Raw genomic sequence first — 15,716 nt, forward strand, 5'->3', positions numbered from 1 at the left:
ATTCACACTAATACAGCAATCTGAATGAGGCAATTAAAAATTACAAAGCAAGTTACAAATAGAGAATCTAAGTCTTTAGATAAATATTTGCAAGACATTAGTAAACTCCCTTTAATTACAGCCGATGAAGAAGTTGAATTGGCACAACGTATTCGAGAAGGAGACCAACTTGCTTTAGATAAATTAACTACCTCTAACTTACGTTTTGTAGTATCTGTTGCAAAACAGTACCAAAATCAAGGGTTAACATTACCGGATTTAATTAATGAAGGAAATGCAGGATTGGTTAAAGCTGCCAAACGTTTTGATGAAACCAGAGGTTTTAAATTTATCTCGTATGCTGTTTGGTGGATAAGACAAGCCATTTTACAAGCTCTAGCAGAACAATCTAGAATTGTACGTTTGCCTTTAAATAAAATTGGTTCTATTAACAAAATCAATAAAGCTTATTCTTATTTAGAACAAGCGCATCAGCGACCTCCAAGTCCTGAAGAAATTGCAAACGAGTTAGAAATGACCGTTAGTGACGTAAAACAGTCCTTAAAAAATTCTGGACGTCACTTATCCATGGATGCTCCTTTAAAAGAAGGTGAAGATTCTAGCTTATACGATGTTGTTAAATCTGGTGAGTCACCAAATCCAGATAGAGAACTGATGAGTGATTCGTTAAACTTAGAAGTCAATCGTGCTTTAAACACCCTGTCTCAAAGAGAAGCAGATGTGATTAGACTTTACTACGGAATTAGTAACGAACAACCTATGAGTCTTGAAGAAATTGGTGAAACCTTTGGTTTGACTAGAGAACGTGTAAGACAAATAAAAGAAAAAGGTATCCGAAGATTAAGACATACCTCAAAAAACAAAATACTTAAAACATATTTAGGTTAGGCCTATATTAAGGTTTAACTTTACCCCCTTATAAGAAACACATGATAAAGATTGAAATTAAAGAAGGAGAGAAAATTGATAGAGCTCTAAAACGCTACAAAAAGAAACACAGAAATGTGAAAATAATGCAGAATATTAGAGAAAATCAGTTTTTCACTAAACCTTCAGTGAAAAAAAGAAGACAATTACAAAAAGCTTCATATATTCAAAACTTAAGAGATCAAGAGGATATTTAGAAAATATGCTTTCTTTTAAAGTATATCATTCTAAAATAAAACCTTCAGAAGAAGAAAAACAAGACATTGTAATTTTTTTACATACACATTTACAGGAATTTAGTGATACCAAAGAAGATATTACTAAATGCTTGGATTATGCAGTAAAAAACAATGTTACTTCCTTTGGAGGTTTTGTATTGGTTATCAAAGAACACGATATGCTTCAAGGGATAACCATTATCAATAAAACGGGCATGAACGGTTATATTCCAGAAAATATTTTGGTATATATTGCTGTGCATGAAAATGCCCGAGGGAAAGGTATTGGGAAAAAACTCCTTTTAGAAGCTATTTCTTTGGCCGAAGGCGATATTGCCTTGCATGTAGAACCTAGCAATCCAGCTATAAAACTATATGAAAGCTTAGGATTTTCTAATAAATATCTAGAAATGCGACTGAATAAAAGTTGATTTCTACTATATAGAAATAGTCACCACCAAACCTTCATTACTCCGCACATTAAAAACGGTGTCATCTTCAAAAATCAGGTATTGCCCTTTTATTCCTGCTAATTTTCCAGTGTAGTTGGGTGTTTTTCCTAAATTCAAACTTTTAGGTTTTGTTGGATAATGCAAAACTGGAAAATGGATATTCGTTTCAGAATTTGAAGCCAGATAATAGTCCTTAGCCTCGTCTGGAATGTATTGCTTTAACTTGTCTCTCCAAATCACTAAATCTTCGTCTGCTATCTCATTTTTCAACATAGTTCGCCAATTTGTTTTATCAGCTACGTAATCTTTTAAAGCTATTTCGGTAATACCAGCCAAATATCTGTTTGGTACTTCAACAATTTCAATGGCTTCATGAGCTCCTTGATCTATCCAACGCGTTGGCACCTGACTTTTTCTGGTCACTCCAACCTTTACATTACTAGAATTAGCTAAATACACAATATGTGGTTGCAATTGCACATGTTTTTCATATTCCAAATCTCTGTCTTCTTGGTCTAAATGCGCTGTACTTAATTCTGGTCTTATAATCCAATCTGCTGCTTGTGGAATTTCAAAAAAACAACTCTTACAAAACCCTTGTCTGTAAATAGGTTTATTCAAACTACAATTTAAACATTGGTATTTTACAAACTGAATGTTTATTGTCTTTCCCAGTAACTGATTCATATTAATGAAATCTGTTTCAAATATTAAATAATATTGAACGGGATCAGAAAATTCTGTTTTCATTTTTGTTAAAACACCTTGGTAAGTCATAAAAAAAAGTCTTATTTTTATTTTCTTAAATATAATGCAAATATGCCAATTCCTATAGTAAATTCTATTGCTTCCTGGTTTTTAAAAAAACGATTCCATCAAATTGATTTGTTTTTAAAGTATCCTAATGAAGTACAGCAGGAATTACTTTTACAACTTATCAATAAGGCAAAAGACACGGAAATTGGTAAACAATATGGTTTTGAATCTATTACAGATTATAAAACATTTGCTGATCGCGTTCCCGTCTCAACCTACGAAGAATGCCAAGAAAACATTGAACGTTCAAGAAAAGGAGTGAATAATATTTTTTGGCCTCAGCCTATTAAATGGTTTGCAAAATCTAGTGGCACAACCAATGCAAAAAGTAAATTTATTCCTGTAAGCGAAGACTCTCTTGAAGATTGTCATTACGCAGCTAGTAAAGATTTGCTTTGCATGTATTTGAACAATAATGAAAATTCGCAATTATTTACAGGTAAAAGTTTACGACTTGGAGGTAGTAAAGAACTTTACAAAGAGAATGGGACAACCTTTGGCGACCTTTCCGCAATTTTAATAGATAACATGCCTTTTTGGGCAGAATTTAGTAGTACTCCTAGTAATAAAGTCTCTTTAATGAGCAATTGGGAAGAAAAAATGCAGGCTATTGTAGACGAAACTATTCAAGAAAATGTGACTAGTTTGGCTGGGGTTCCATCTTGGATGTTGGTTCTACTAAACAATGTTTTAGAAACCACAGGAAAAAATAGTTTACTTGATATTTGGCCTAACTTAGAAGTATATTTTCATGGAGGCGTAAGTTTTCTTCCTTATAAAGAGCAATACAAAAATATTCTACCAAAGAAAGATTTTAGATATTATGAAATCTACAATGCTTCTGAAGGCTTTTTCGCCATCCAAGACCAAAACAATTCTAGCGAATTACTTCTTATGTTAGATTATGGTATTTTTTATGAGTTTATTTCCATGGAAACCTATGGCACTAAAAATGAAAAAATTATTCCACTTAGCGAAGTAGAAATGAACGTAAACTACGCTGTTATTATTACTACCAATGCAGGACTCTGGCGCTACAAAATTGGCGACACCGTTAGATTTACATCCATAAGTCCTTACAGAATTAAAGTCTCAGGAAGAACGAAACACCATATAAATGCTTTTGGAGAAGAGTTAATTATCGAAAACGCAGAAGATGCTTTAAAAAAAGTATGCAAAAAAACCAAAGCTGAAATAGTGGAATATACCGCTGCCCCTATTTTTATGCAAGGCAAGGAAAAAGGAGCTCATGAGTGGTTGATAGAGTTCAAAACACCTCCCGCAGACATCCATTATTTTAATGAGCTGTTTGATAATGCCTTAAAAGCCTTGAATTCTGATTACGAAGCCAAGCGATACAACAACATGACACTTAATAAACCAACCATTCATATTGCAAGAGAACAACTGTTCTACGACTGGCTGAAGCAAAACAATAAACTTGGAGGACAACACAAAGTACCAAGACTCTCTAATACTCGTGATTATTTAGATGCCTTATTGGATCTGAACAAATAGGAAACCTTTAAACGAGGAAAATTGAAAAAAATATTTTTACAACGACTATTTTTTGTCCTTCATCTAAAAATGGAGTCAGTCATTTTTTTCTTACAAACAAAATGCTAAATTTACCATGCTATTAATCTTAAACGATATCAATTTGGCATTTTATCAACCAATTAAATACCAAATTGCTGTCGTTTTTTTAGAACAAATTTTCTTATAGTTTTAGGAATATTTCAAAATATAGTGTCAAATTATTAATTAAAATCCATACCCTACATAAAATCCCACTCGAACCAGATACCTATCTAGAGAGTGGGTTTTTATTTTTACGTGCTTTTTTTAAATAACCTTATTGCTGTTCCTTTAATATATTTATAAAATCGTCTGGATGAGGCACGTAAGTAAGACGTTTATCATCCATAAACCCTTCCATAATACCTGGATTGCCAGACACCAATAAGGGAATACCTGCTTGTGTTATAATAGTGTCCAACTTGAGTTTTAATGATTCATGAGTTGGTGTAATAAACATTGATAACATTACTTTAGGCTGAACAAGTTCAACAACCTGCTTGATATTTTCAGTAGGCACATTCTGCCCTAGATAATATACTTTCCATCCCATTTTTCTCGCAACAAAATAGGCGAGTAACAACCCTATTTCATGATGTTCGCTTTCTGTTAAGAACATTAAAATAATTGGAGCATTTTTATCGGCATTGGGTAATTGATCGATGGCTGAAAACATTTTTTTCTTAATCAAATTAGAAACAAAATGCTCTTGAGCAGGCATGACCTTATTAATGCCCCAAAGCACACCAATCTGATTTAAAAAAGGATATATTAATTGGGTAGTTGTATGTAATAGTCCCTTTTTTTTAATCTGAGCATTTAATACATTGTTAAAAGCAACTTCGTCCATTTCAAGTGTACTCACGACTAGGGAGCTAATGTCATCCTCTTGTTTACCAAGGATTAATTTGGTGGCAACAACACTGTTGATATCTTCTTCCGACATTTTATCAATCTTAGAAATCCGATACCCATTTCGGGTAAGAATACTAATATTCATCAATTTTTTCAATTGAGTATCTGTATAATACCTAATGTTTGTTTCGGTTCTTGATGGTGCTAAGAAACTATATCTGGTTTCCCATTTACGTAATGTATGTGCTTTAACACCTGTTAACGCAACAATTTGCGCCATAGAATATGTACTCATGTCTAATGTTTTACCAGACAAAGTTAAACAAAAAATATTGTTAAACGACAAAACTCAAAAATGTTTTGTCTAACTTTTTTACTTTTTACTTGGACAGTATTAAAATTTATTACTATATTTGTCCAAGTTATAATTAAAATACTTAGACAAAATGAAAACAAAACTTTTTTACCTCGTATTATTTAGCCTATCTATATTTATTACTTCTTGTAGTAATGACGATGATAGCACGCTGCCTACTCCAACAACTCCACAACAGGAAAATATTGTTGAGATAGCGTTAGGAACTCCAGAATTAAGCTCTTTGGTTGCCGCTTTATCTAGAGCAGAAGGAGATTTAGTAAACGTATTAAGTGGTAACGGACCATTTACAGTACTTGCTCCAACAAACGCAGCCTTTGCTACGTTTCTTTCAGACAACGGTTTTAGCTCTTTAGAGCAAGTACCGACCGATGTTTTATCTCAAATTCTGTTAAATCATGTAATTATGGCCGATGTTAAGGCTAGCGATTTAATATCTTCAGGTTCTGGATATGCTTCAGGTAGCGCCACAGGTGCAGGCGATCAAAATATCAGTATCTTTTTTGATACCATGAATGGTGTTATGTTTAACGGCGTAGCCTCTGTAACAACAGCAGATGTAGATGCATCTAACGGAACTATTCATATAATAAATGCCGTATTAGGTTTACCAGATGTTGTGGATCATGCACTTGCAAATCCATCTTTTTCAAGTTTAGTTGCTGCTTTAGGAGCTGCAGACGGGAATTTGGTAAATGTTCTTCAAGGAACTGGACCTTTTACAATTCTAGCACCAGACAATAATGCATTTACTACATTTTTAGATGGAACTCCTTTAGGAAACGTTGATACTGCAGCACTTTCTCAAATACTATTAAATCACGTGATTATAGGGTCTTCAATTACTTCTAGTTACTTAGTTGATGCTGGTTCAGGATATACAAATACAGGAGCAACAGGAGCTGGCGGAAATGCTATGAGTTTATACTTTAATACAAGTAGTGGTGTTATGTTTAACGGATTTTCTACAGTGGCTCAAGCAGATGTTGTAGGAACCAATGGAATTATCCATGCAGTAGATACTGTTATAGATATTCCAACAGTTGTAACCTTTGCTGTTGCAGATCCTAACTTCTCAACATTAGTAACAGCTTTAACAGATTTAACTCCGGCAACCGACTTTGTATCTATTTTATCTAGAACTCAAGGAGGTAATGGAGATGGCATTAACCCAGACTTTACGGTTTTCGCACCAACAAACGATGCATTCTCTGCATTAGGAACAGTACCTGCCGAAGGAGTTTTAACCCAAGTTTTATTACACCACGTTATTGCTGGGGCAAATGTAATTTCTGGCGATTTAAACAATCCAGGAAACACAACTGCTTCTACTTTAGAAGGAGATAATATAACCATTACACTTCCTGGAACAGGAGGGAATATTGCAAATATTACAGATGGTTCAGGAGCGACAGATATTGGAATAATAGCTGTAGATGTTCAAGCTGGAAATGGCGTGATCCATGTTATTAACAAAGTGATGATTCCAAATCTATAAAATAAATAAATCGTCTTTAAATTATTATGAAAAAGAATAGGCTATAGTTGGTTGGTTAGTAGTAAGCCGATAACTCTTATGGTTGTCGGTTTATTTTTTTAAAAAAGACAAATGAAAACAAAAAAAATTATCATTATTGGTTCAGGATTTTCTTCACTTTCAGCCTCTTGCTACTTAGCTAATCAAGGTTATGAAGTAACTGTTTTAGAGAAGAACAAAACTGTAGGAGGTAGAGCTAGACAATTAAAAAGAGATGGCTTCACGTTTGATATTGGTCCAACTTTTTATTGGATGCCAGATGTTTTTGAACGTTTTTTTAACGATTTCAATACCTCAGTCTCGGCGCACTATACCCTAAACAAACTTAATCCTGCTTATCAGATTTATTTTGGCAAAAAAGATTCAGTATCCATATCAGATAATTTTGAAGATATCAAGAATACCTTCGAGCGTATAGAAAAAGGAAGTGGTAAAAAGCTTCAAAAATTTATTAATAAGGCTCATAGGAATTATGATATTGCCATTAAAGATTTAGTTTACAAACCAGGAGAACATGTTTTTGAAATCATTAATCGTAAAACTTTCTTAAAACTTTATGAGTTCATTTTAACCATAAAAAATCAAGTTTCTGGTTATGTGAAAAACAAACAACTTCAAAAAATATTAGAATTTCCAGTGTTATTTCTGGGTGCAAAACCAAGTAACACACCTTCATTTTATAATTTCATGAATTATGCCGATTTCAAACTTGGCACTTGGCATCCGCAAGGAGGCATGTACGAAGTTGTAAAAGCCATGACTACTCTTGCCCAAAGTTTAGGTGTGAAAATTATTTCTGATAGTGAGGTTGAAAATATAGAAATCGAAAACAACACAGTAACAGGAGTGACTACAAAAACTAGTTTTTTTCCTTGTGATATTTTATTGAGTGGAGCGGATTATCATCATACAGAAACCTTATTACCACAAAAATTAAGACAATACTCAGAAGCTTATTGGGACAAGAAGGTATTTGCGCCTTCTGCCCTATTATTTTATGTTGGTTTTGATAAAAAACTAGAAAATGTATCTCATCATACCTTATTTTTTGATACCGATTTTGACGCTCATGCAAAAACCATTTACGACACCAAAGAATGGGCAGAAAAACCGTTGTTCTATGCTAGTTTTCCAAGTATCACAGATGCTTCAACCGCACCAAAAGGACAAGAAGCAGGTATTTTTTTAATTCCTATTGCACCAGATGTTGAAGATACACCAGAAATTAGAGAACATTATTTCAAGCAGTTAATTGATAGAGTCGAAGATATAACCGGTGAAACTTTAAAAGAGCACATTCTATTTAAAGAATCCTATTGTGTAAATAATTTTAAAGACGATTACCATTCCTATAAAGGCAATGCTTACGGTTTGGCAAATACACTCACACAAACCCATGTGCTTAGGCCAAAATTAAAAAGTAAAAAAGTAGATAATCTGTATTTCTGTGGCCAACTGACAGTTCCCGGACCAGGAGTTCCACCTTCCTTAATTTCAGGAAAAATTGTGAGTGATTTAATATTAAAATATCATTAAAATGAAACAACTTTTCGATACTTCCAGCCTAAAGTGTAGCAAAATTGTTACAAATACGTATAGTACGTCGTTTTCTTTAGGCATTAAATTATTTGCACCTTCAGTACGTCCACATATCTATGCCATTTATGGGTTTGTACGTTATGCAGATGAAATTGTAGATTCTTTTGAAGGATATAATCAGAAAGATTTATTTCAGGATTTTGTTGAAGACTATAAGAAATCTTTAGATAGAAAAATAAGTTTAAATCCCATAATTAATGCCTTTCAGGAAGTTGTTCATCATTACAAATTATATACATACGCTGATGATTTTCTAAAACGAATGGAAGCAGATTTATATGTTACAGATTACACAACCAAGGAAGCTTATGACAATTACATTTATGGTTCAGCAGATGTAGTTGGTTTGATGTGTTTACGTGTGTTTGTAAATAATGATGAAGAGAAATTCAACCAATTAAAAGATTCGGCAAAACATTTAGGTTCCGCTTTTCAAAAAGTAAATTTTTTAAGAGACATTAAGGATGATATAGAGTTATTAGGACGTTCCTATTTCCCTAATTTATCCCATAACACATTGAATAACGGCAACAAAAAAGAGATTATAGCAGATATTGACCGAGATTTAGAAATAGCTTACAAAGGGATTATCCAGCTACCTTTAGAAAGTAAATTGGGTGTTTATATTGCTTACAGATATTATTTAAAATTGCTTAAGAAACTAAAAAAGGCAGATTCTGAAAAAATACTAAGTGGCCGTATCCGGATTTCTAATGCGTTGAAAGTTTTTATTCTTACTAAGTCGTATATCAGATATAAGTTAAACTTTTTTTAATCTAAAATCAGTAACTTTCATTATGAACATTCTATTATACATTTTAATAACCCTTGCTACTTTTTCACTAATGGAATTAGTAACATGGCTCACGCATAAATATGTGATGCATGGATTTTTATGGATTTTACATGCAGACCATCATCAACCTAAATACCCACATGTGTTTGAAAAAAATGATACTTTTTTTATCATTTTTGCCACTCCAAGTATCCTCTTATTCTATTTTGGAGCCATTCCAGAATTAAACTTTATGTTTTTTATTGGTTTGGGGATTTTCTTCTATGGTTTAACCTATTTTTTAATTCATGATGTGTTAATTCATCAGCGCTTTAAATGGTTTAAAAACACGAAGAATAAATTTCTTATCGGTTTACGAAAAGCTCATAAAGTGCATCATAAACATTTAGGCAAGGAAAAAGGCGAATGTTTTGGAATGTTATTTGTTCCAGAGAAATATCATAATAAATAACTCATGGAAGTCTACACCTATTTATTGGTAAATTTAGCTTGTGTTTTCGTGCCTTTTATAGCTAGCTTTTATCCGAAACACGCGTTTTATAAAGATTGTAAACCATTTTTCAAAGCCAATCTTATTGTAACTTTATTATTCGTGATTTGGGATTCTATATTTACAGGAATTGGTGTTTGGGGTTTTAATGAAACCTATTTGACAGGTATTAAAATAGGTAATTTACCAATTGAAGAGGTTTTATTTTTTATCTGTATTCCTTACGCCTGTGTGTTTAGCTATTTTGCCTTTCAGTATTTTTTTAAACCGAATATATTACAGAGGTCTCAAACTTTTATCTCTTATATTCTTATTGCGGTTTTGCTAATTGTAGCCATTTTCAATTACAACAAATTATACACAGCTGTCACTTTTTTCGCCACCAGTTTTTATTTGATATTTCTAGTCTATAAAAAGACAGATTTATCCTTGCATTACCTCAGCTATTTTTTTGTATTGCCTTTCTTCTTTTTAAGCAATGGTGTATTAACCGGGAGTTTTTTGGTAGAACCTATTGTTTGGTACAACGATGCTGAAAATTTAGGAATCAGATTATTTAACATCCCAATTGAAGATTCTGTTTATGGGTTATTAATGATTTTTATGAATATTGAATTGTATAACTATTTTAAGCGAAAGGTGTAAAAACTCAAAACGATAAGGTATAAATATTATTGTTTGGAAAGCCTTCATCAAATCTATCCTTCTGATATTCAAAATTATGTTTTTCCAACAAAGAGATCGAACCTTTATTATACTTACTAGTAAAAGCCTCGACTGTCTTTAATTGAAGTTTTTGAAATCCAACATCTAAAACCACCTCTAAGGCCTCACTCATAATTCCCTTATTATGAAAATCTGGTAATAAATCATAGCCAACTTCAGCTATTTTTCTGTCTTTGCTAAAATTCCATAAACAAATGGAACCCACTTTTTTTGATTCTGAACTCAGCTTAATTATCCATGTAACTGATTCTTGATTGTCCAATAACCCTAAGACTTTTTTTAGCTGTGTTTCTGCTTGTTCATGTTTTTTAAATGGCTCTCTATCTATATACTTTTGCACTTCAGCATTGGAGCGTAAGTCATATATAATATTTGCATCTTCTTCACTTATTAAACTCAATGTTAATCTTTGAGTTTGTAATTCCTTAATGTTTTTAAAAATCATACATCAATTTAAATAAAAAAGCCATCTGTAAACAAATCTACAGATGGCTTTCTACGTTTATAATATTGATATTAAGAAACAGCTTTCAATTTCTTAATAGTTGTTTTAGATAATTTTTCTTCAGCATAGGCCTTAGTTACCTTAATTTCCTTTTCATCAGTACTAGGTAATTCGAACATGGCATCGGTTAGAATTTCTTCGCATAACGAACGTAATCCACGTGCTCCAAGTTTGTATTCTATAGCTTTTCCAACAATAAAATCTAATGCACCATCTGTAATTGTGAATTCTATTTCATCCATTTCAAACAACTTTTTATATTGTTTGATAATGGCATTTTTAGGTTCCGTTAAAATGGCTCTTAAAGTTTCAGCATCTAATGGGTCCATGTAAGTTAATACTGGAAGACGTCCAATTATTTCAGGAATCAGGCCAAAATCTTTTAAATCTTTTGGAATAATGTACTGCAATAAATTATTTTGGTCTACTTTTTCTTCAGACATAGAAGCACTATAACCAACGGCTTGCATGTTTAAACGTTTTGAAATTACTTTTTCAATGCCATCGAAAGCTCCACCAGCAATAAATAAAATATTTTCGGTGTTGACTTCAATAAACTTCTGGTCTGGATGCTTACGACCTCCTTTTGGTGGTACGTTAACAACGGTTCCTTCTAATAATTTCAATAAGGCTTGTTGTACGCCTTCCCCAGAAACATCTCTAGTTATGGAAGGGTTATCGCTTTTACGAGCAATTTTATCTATTTCATCAATAAATACGATGCCTTTTTCAGCTTTGTCTAAATTGTAATCTGCTGCTTGTAACAAACGCGTTAAAATACTTTCTACATCTTCACCTACATAACCCGCTTCTGTTAAAACCGTAGCATCTACAATAGCTAAAGGTACATTCAGCATTTTAGAAATGGTTTTTGCCATTAAGGTTTTACCTGTTCCTGTTTGTCCAACCATGATGATATTTGATTTTTGAATTTCAATATCGTCATCACTTGCTGGTTGTAAAAGTCTTTTGTAGTGGTTGTAAACTGCCACAGACATCACTTTTTTAGTCATTTCTTGACCAATAATATATTCGTCTAAAAATGTTTTTATTTGTTTTGGTTTACGCAACATGAGTTCAGCAGAAAGCTCGCTTTTATCTCCTTGTTTAGATTCCTCTAAAACAATTCCATGAGCTTGCTCAATACATTTATCACAAATGTGCGCATCTAATCCTGCAATTAATAAATTTGTTTCTGGCTTTTTCCTACCACAAAACGAACATTCTAAATCTTCCTTTGCCATTACTAAATAAATTCCAAGTTAAAAATTCCGAATTCCAAGTTTTCCTTAGAGAGGAATCATTTTTATAGTTTTAATATCAATGAGTTTTTAGCTACGCACTAAAATTTCATCAATCATTCCGTATTCTTTAGCTTTATCGGCTTTCATCCAATAATCTCTATCACTATCTGAATACACTTTGTCGTAATCTTGTCCAGAATGCTTACTAATAATTTTGTAAAGCTCTTCTTTTAAGATTAAAATTTCTCTGGCCGTAATTTCTATATCACTTGCTTGTCCTTGAGCGCCACCTAATGGTTGGTGAATCATAACACGAGAGTGAGTTAAACCACTACGTTTTCCTTTTGCCCCAGCACATAATAAAACAGCTCCCATAGAAGCAGCCATTCCTGTACAAATTGTTGCAACATCTGGTTTGATAAACTGCATGGTATCGTAAATACCAAGTCCTGCATAAACAGAACCACCTGGAGAGTTAATATATATTTGAATGTCTTTAGAAGAGTCTGTACTTTCTAAAAACAATAATTGTGCTTGAATAATATTAGCGACCTGGTCGTTAATTCCTGTTCCCAAGAAAATAATACGATCCATCATTAAACGAGAAAACACATCGAAGATGGCAATATTCATTTGACGTTCTTCAATAATATTTGGCGTTAAGTTATTTGGATACATACTTCCAATAATTTGGTTGTAGTACGTACTGCTTATTCCTTGATCTTTTATAGCGAATTTTTCAAATTCTTTTCCGTAATCCATAAATTTTATAATTGTTTTCTTAAAGTTAGATCCTGACCTTCGTCAGGATGAGTTCAATTAACTATTTAAAGAAATAGTTTTCACTCAATTAAAAAGGCGTTAAAATTATAAATTTCAACGCCTAAATATAAGGATTTATTCTTTAAACTTTGTTAACACTTACATAAGGTCTGTGTTAGATTAAATAATTTATTTTGACGTCTTATTTGTCTCCATAAACTTCTTTAACAAACTCTTCGTAAGTAAGTTCCTTAGTTTTAAGGTTTGCTTTTTCTTTATAAAGGTCTAATAATTTCTGACTGATAATTTGTTCTGAAATTCTACGAGCTTCATCTTGGTTAGACAACACACGAGCTGCAATATCTTCCAATTCTTTATCTGTAGGATTCATTTGACCAAACTGAGCCATTTGAGCTTTAATCATTTGCTTAGCATGATCTTTAATATCATCCATAGTTACTTTGACGTTATTCTCAGTAATTAATTTCCCTTCAATTAATTGGTAACGTAAGCTTTTTTCAGATTTTTCATATTCATCTTTAGCTTCATCTTCACTTAATTGATTTTCACCTGAAGTTTGCATCCATTTTGTAAGGAATGCCGCAGGTAAATCGAATTTTGTATTTTCAACAAGATATTCAGTAACATCGTTTAATAGTTTCTGATCTGCTTGTTGCTTGAATTGCTTTGCAGCATCTTCTTTTATTTTATCTTTTAATTCTGAAACAGATTTTACAGCATCTTTTCCAAATAATTTGTCGAATAACTCTTGGTCTAAATCTGCTAATTCGCGTCCATTTATTTCGGTAACTGTAAAAGTTACTTCAATATCTAATCCGTGAATAGCATCATGATCTAATTTTAATGCATGCATTAATTCGTGATCATCGTTATAAAGTCCTTTTGTTTTTAAAGTAATAACATCGCCAACTTTAGCTCCAACAAATTTCTTTTCGGTAGCTTTTCCTTTAAATTTATCTAAAGTTAAAGTGACTGTGTTTTCAATCTCTTTTTCTTCATTTTGAAAAACACCTGTTATCTCACTGTCTTTAGCTATTTCAGTTTGAGGAGTTAATTTCCCGTATTGCTTTTGAATGTTTGTTACTTGCTCTTTAATCATCGCTTCTCCAGCAACAATATTGTAGCTAGTTATCGCTTTTTTGCTTTTTAGATCAACGTTGAATTCTGGTGATAGACCAAGTTCAAATTCAAAAGATAATTTTTCTGAATCCCAATCTAAATCGTCTTGAGGCTTTGGAATTGGATGTCCAAGAACATCTAATTTTTCTTCAGTTAAATATTTATTTAAAGCTTCTTGTAATAATTTGTTTACTTCATCAACTAAAACAGCTTTACCATATTGTTTTTTTACCATTCCCATTGGGACATGACCTTTTCTAAAACCTGGTATGTTAGCCGTTTTTCTGTAGTCTAATAAGATTTTTTCAACTTTATCGTTATAATCGTCTTTAGCGATATCTACTTTTACTACAGCATTTAATGCATCGATATTTTCTCTTGTAATATTCATTGTATTATGACATAAAAATTGGGTTGCAAAAATACATATTTTTTTACAACCCAACAAAGATTTTAACGTATTGTATGTCAGCCTATTTTACATCTTCTTTTAATAAAGAAAATAAGATAGATTGAAGCACAGATAGTAACAAGCTAAATAGCAAGGCTATCCAAAAACCACTAACCATAAAACCATCTATAAAACTGTTAGCCATTAATATAATCAAGGCATTGATAACAAGTAAAAATAGGCCCAATGTTACCACAGTAATTGGCAAAGTTAAAATGACCAAAATAGGCTTGATAAAAATATTAAGTAAGCCTAATACGATAGCCACAATAATGGCAGATCCAAAACCAGAGACTTCAACTCCTGGTAAGATGTAAGCTAGAATAACAACTGCCACTGCAGTCAATAAAAGGCGAATAATTAAGTTCATAATTTTGTTTTAGTTAGATTTAAAGATAGTAAACTAGGATATATTACCCTAAAAAATTCATGACTTCGTCAAAAAAGGCTTTCGGGTTTTCAGCATGTAACCAATGTCCAGCTTTTGGAATGGTTATAATTTTTGAATTTGGAAAATGGTTTTTAATAATGGATTCATCTTGTAATCCAATATATTCAGATTTATCTCCACGAAGAAAAAGCGTCTCTCCTTTATATTGCGCATGAATTGGTAATGCTTCGCCTATTTCATCGATATTTTCATTTAACACTTCTAGATTTATTCTTAAAGCCAATTCTTTAGCATCATTCCAATAGAGATTTTTTAATAAAAATTGGCGTGTCCCAAAATCTGAAACATATTTCGCCAATTGATCGTCTGCATCTCCTCTACTTTCCATGTTATTAAAATCCAGACTGCTTAAGCCTTCTAAAATGGCATCATGATGGGTTGGATAAAATCTTGGTGAAATATCGGCAATTAGGAGTTTCGAAACTAGTTCTGGGTACGTTGTAGAGAAAAGCATCGCAGTTTTCCCACCCATAGAGTGGCCAAGAAGCACAATGTCTTTTAACTGATGCGTGTCGCAATAGTTTTTTAAATCTTCAACTAAAACCTCATAGTTAAAATTGTCACTATGAAAACTTCTTCCGTGGTTACGTTGATCTATTAAATGTACCTGATAATTTTGTTTACTAAACTTTGCGCCAAGGGTTTTCCAATTATCACTCATGCCTAAAAAGCCATGAAGAATGACAAAGGGTTTTCCTTCACCTAGAATATTTGAATATAGTTCTTCCAATGGTTTGTATGTTTGTTTTTTTTGGTGGCTAAGCGTAGTCGAAGCCACATTAAAATCTTAAAC

At 32.5% G+C, this 15,716-nt stretch carries 17 protein-coding genes; 9 read left to right on the plus strand and 8 right to left on the minus strand.

From position 1 onward, the window contains the following. Window positions 1–24 precede the first annotated feature (24 nt). The 3 genes from IEV77_RS00830 to IEV77_RS00840 are packed head-to-tail and all read left to right on the plus strand — an operon-like array spanning window position 25 to window position 1,576. On the plus strand, window positions 25–888 hold the full coding sequence (locus IEV77_RS00830) for a sigma-70 family RNA polymerase sigma factor (protein ID WP_188460918.1): 864 nt from the start codon (window positions 25–27) through the stop codon (window positions 886–888). 41 nt (window positions 889–929) lie between these two features. Further along, the gene (rpsU, locus tag IEV77_RS00835) at window positions 930–1,124 is read left to right on the plus strand and encodes a 30S ribosomal protein S21 (RefSeq protein WP_188460919.1); all 195 of its coding nucleotides are present in this window, start codon (window positions 930–932) and stop codon (window positions 1,122–1,124) included. Window positions 1,125–1,129: 5 nt separating this feature from the next. After that, on the plus strand, window positions 1,130–1,576 hold the full coding sequence (locus IEV77_RS00840; protein ID WP_188460921.1) for a GNAT family N-acetyltransferase: 447 nt from the start codon (window positions 1,130–1,132) through the stop codon (window positions 1,574–1,576). A gap of 6 nt (window positions 1,577–1,582) precedes the next feature. On the opposite strand, the gene IEV77_RS00845 is transcribed toward IEV77_RS00840, so the two are convergent. Then, window positions 1,583–2,374, minus strand: a complete 792-nt coding sequence (locus tag IEV77_RS00845; RefSeq protein ID WP_188460923.1) for a DUF2797 domain-containing protein — start codon at window positions 2,372–2,374, stop codon at window positions 1,583–1,585. A 42-nt stretch (window positions 2,375–2,416) separates the two neighbouring features. Between IEV77_RS00845 and IEV77_RS00850 the strand changes: the two genes are divergently transcribed. Then, window positions 2,417–3,931, plus strand: coding sequence for a GH3 auxin-responsive promoter family protein (locus IEV77_RS00850; RefSeq protein WP_188460925.1), 1,515 nt, complete (start codon window positions 2,417–2,419; stop codon window positions 3,929–3,931). Between the two features lie 337 nt (window positions 3,932–4,268). Here IEV77_RS00850 and IEV77_RS00855 read toward each other — a convergent pair whose 3' ends face one another. Beyond that, a complete protein-coding gene (locus tag IEV77_RS00855; RefSeq protein ID WP_188460927.1) occupies window positions 4,269–5,141 on the minus strand; it encodes a MerR family transcriptional regulator in 873 nt (290 codons plus the stop codon). 151 nt (window positions 5,142–5,292) lie between these two features. Between IEV77_RS00855 and IEV77_RS00860 the strand changes: the two genes are divergently transcribed. The 5 genes from IEV77_RS00860 to IEV77_RS00880 all read left to right on the plus strand — a co-directional run bounded on the left by IEV77_RS00860 (window position 5,293) and on the right by IEV77_RS00880 (window position 10,289). After that, complete coding sequence (locus tag IEV77_RS00860) at window positions 5,293–6,720, plus strand: fasciclin domain-containing protein (RefSeq protein WP_188460929.1); 1,428 nt, start codon at window positions 5,293–5,295, stop codon at window positions 6,718–6,720. A 111-nt stretch (window positions 6,721–6,831) separates the two neighbouring features. Next, a complete protein-coding gene (gene crtID, locus IEV77_RS00865) occupies window positions 6,832–8,295 on the plus strand; it encodes a bifunctional phytoene desaturase/3,4-desaturase (RefSeq protein WP_188460931.1) in 1,464 nt (487 codons plus the stop codon). A gap of 1 nt (window position 8,296) precedes the next feature. Then, entirely contained in the window at window positions 8,297–9,133 is an 837-nt protein-coding gene (locus tag IEV77_RS00870; protein ID WP_188460933.1) for a phytoene/squalene synthase family protein, read from the plus strand. A 22-nt stretch (window positions 9,134–9,155) separates the two neighbouring features. Next, complete coding sequence (locus IEV77_RS00875) at window positions 9,156–9,605, plus strand: sterol desaturase family protein (protein WP_188460935.1); 450 nt, start codon at window positions 9,156–9,158, stop codon at window positions 9,603–9,605. 3 nt (window positions 9,606–9,608) lie between these two features. Further along, window positions 9,609–10,289: a lycopene cyclase domain-containing protein gene (locus tag IEV77_RS00880; RefSeq protein WP_188460936.1), complete on the plus strand. Its 681-nt coding sequence runs from the start codon at window positions 9,609–9,611 to the stop codon at window positions 10,287–10,289. A gap of 4 nt (window positions 10,290–10,293) precedes the next feature. On the opposite strand, the gene IEV77_RS00885 is transcribed toward IEV77_RS00880, so the two are convergent. From IEV77_RS00885 to IEV77_RS00910, 6 genes are all read right to left on the minus strand, one after another. Next, window positions 10,294–10,815 (minus strand): GNAT family N-acetyltransferase, encoded by a 522-nt coding sequence (locus tag IEV77_RS00885; RefSeq protein ID WP_188460938.1) that lies wholly within the window; start codon window positions 10,813–10,815, stop codon window positions 10,294–10,296. 71 nt (window positions 10,816–10,886) lie between these two features. Further along, the gene (clpX, locus tag IEV77_RS00890; protein WP_188460940.1) at window positions 10,887–12,119 is read right to left on the minus strand and encodes an ATP-dependent Clp protease ATP-binding subunit ClpX; all 1,233 of its coding nucleotides are present in this window, start codon (window positions 12,117–12,119) and stop codon (window positions 10,887–10,889) included. Between the two features lie 87 nt (window positions 12,120–12,206). After that, entirely contained in the window at window positions 12,207–12,881 is a 675-nt protein-coding gene (gene clpP, locus IEV77_RS00895; protein ID WP_188460942.1) for an ATP-dependent Clp endopeptidase proteolytic subunit ClpP, read from the minus strand. A gap of 202 nt (window positions 12,882–13,083) precedes the next feature. Continuing rightward, a complete protein-coding gene (tig, locus tag IEV77_RS00900; RefSeq protein ID WP_188460944.1) occupies window positions 13,084–14,412 on the minus strand; it encodes a trigger factor in 1,329 nt (442 codons plus the stop codon). A gap of 82 nt (window positions 14,413–14,494) precedes the next feature. Further along, window positions 14,495–14,842: a phage holin family protein gene (locus tag IEV77_RS00905; RefSeq protein ID WP_188460946.1), complete on the minus strand. Its 348-nt coding sequence runs from the start codon at window positions 14,840–14,842 to the stop codon at window positions 14,495–14,497. Between the two features lie 43 nt (window positions 14,843–14,885). Continuing rightward, window positions 14,886–15,653: an alpha/beta fold hydrolase gene (locus tag IEV77_RS00910; RefSeq protein ID WP_188460948.1), complete on the minus strand. Its 768-nt coding sequence runs from the start codon at window positions 15,651–15,653 to the stop codon at window positions 14,886–14,888. Between the last annotated feature and the right edge of the window lie 63 nt (window positions 15,654–15,716).

Origin of the sequence: Xanthomarina arctica, assembly GCF_014638915.1 — a bacterium.
GTDB classification, from domain to species: Bacteria; Bacteroidota; Bacteroidia; order Flavobacteriales; family Flavobacteriaceae; genus Xanthomarina; species Xanthomarina arctica.

Coding starts and splice junctions, on each gene's coding strand:
- IEV77_RS00840 (WP_188460921.1), top strand. CDS start 1,130: ATGCTTTCTTTTAAAGTATATCATTCTAAAATAAAACCTTCAGAAGAA.
- IEV77_RS00830 (WP_188460918.1), top strand. CDS start 25: ATGAGGCAATTAAAAATTACAAAGCAAGTTACAAATAGAGAATCTAAG.
- IEV77_RS00885 (WP_188460938.1), bottom strand. CDS start 10,815: ATGATTTTTAAAAACATTAAGGAATTACAAACTCAAAGATTAACATTG.
- IEV77_RS00850 (WP_188460925.1), top strand. CDS start 2,417: ATGCCAATTCCTATAGTAAATTCTATTGCTTCCTGGTTTTTAAAAAAA.
- clpX (WP_188460940.1), bottom strand. CDS start 12,119: ATGGCAAAGGAAGATTTAGAATGTTCGTTTTGTGGTAGGAAAAAGCCA.
- IEV77_RS00875 (WP_188460935.1), top strand. CDS start 9,156: ATGAACATTCTATTATACATTTTAATAACCCTTGCTACTTTTTCACTA.
- IEV77_RS00860 (WP_188460929.1), top strand. CDS start 5,293: ATGAAAACAAAACTTTTTTACCTCGTATTATTTAGCCTATCTATATTT.
- rpsU (WP_188460919.1), top strand. CDS start 930: ATGATAAAGATTGAAATTAAAGAAGGAGAGAAAATTGATAGAGCTCTA.
- IEV77_RS00845 (WP_188460923.1), bottom strand. CDS start 2,374: ATGACTTACCAAGGTGTTTTAACAAAAATGAAAACAGAATTTTCTGAT.
- IEV77_RS00870 (WP_188460933.1), top strand. CDS start 8,297: ATGAAACAACTTTTCGATACTTCCAGCCTAAAGTGTAGCAAAATTGTT.
- IEV77_RS00880 (WP_188460936.1), top strand. CDS start 9,609: ATGGAAGTCTACACCTATTTATTGGTAAATTTAGCTTGTGTTTTCGTG.
- crtID (WP_188460931.1), top strand. CDS start 6,832: ATGAAAACAAAAAAAATTATCATTATTGGTTCAGGATTTTCTTCACTT.
- IEV77_RS00855 (WP_188460927.1), bottom strand. CDS start 5,141: ATGAGTACATATTCTATGGCGCAAATTGTTGCGTTAACAGGTGTTAAA.
- tig (WP_188460944.1), bottom strand. CDS start 14,412: ATGAATATTACAAGAGAAAATATCGATGCATTAAATGCTGTAGTAAAA.
- IEV77_RS00905 (WP_188460946.1), bottom strand. CDS start 14,842: ATGAACTTAATTATTCGCCTTTTATTGACTGCAGTGGCAGTTGTTATT.
- clpP (WP_188460942.1), bottom strand. CDS start 12,881: ATGGATTACGGAAAAGAATTTGAAAAATTCGCTATAAAAGATCAAGGA.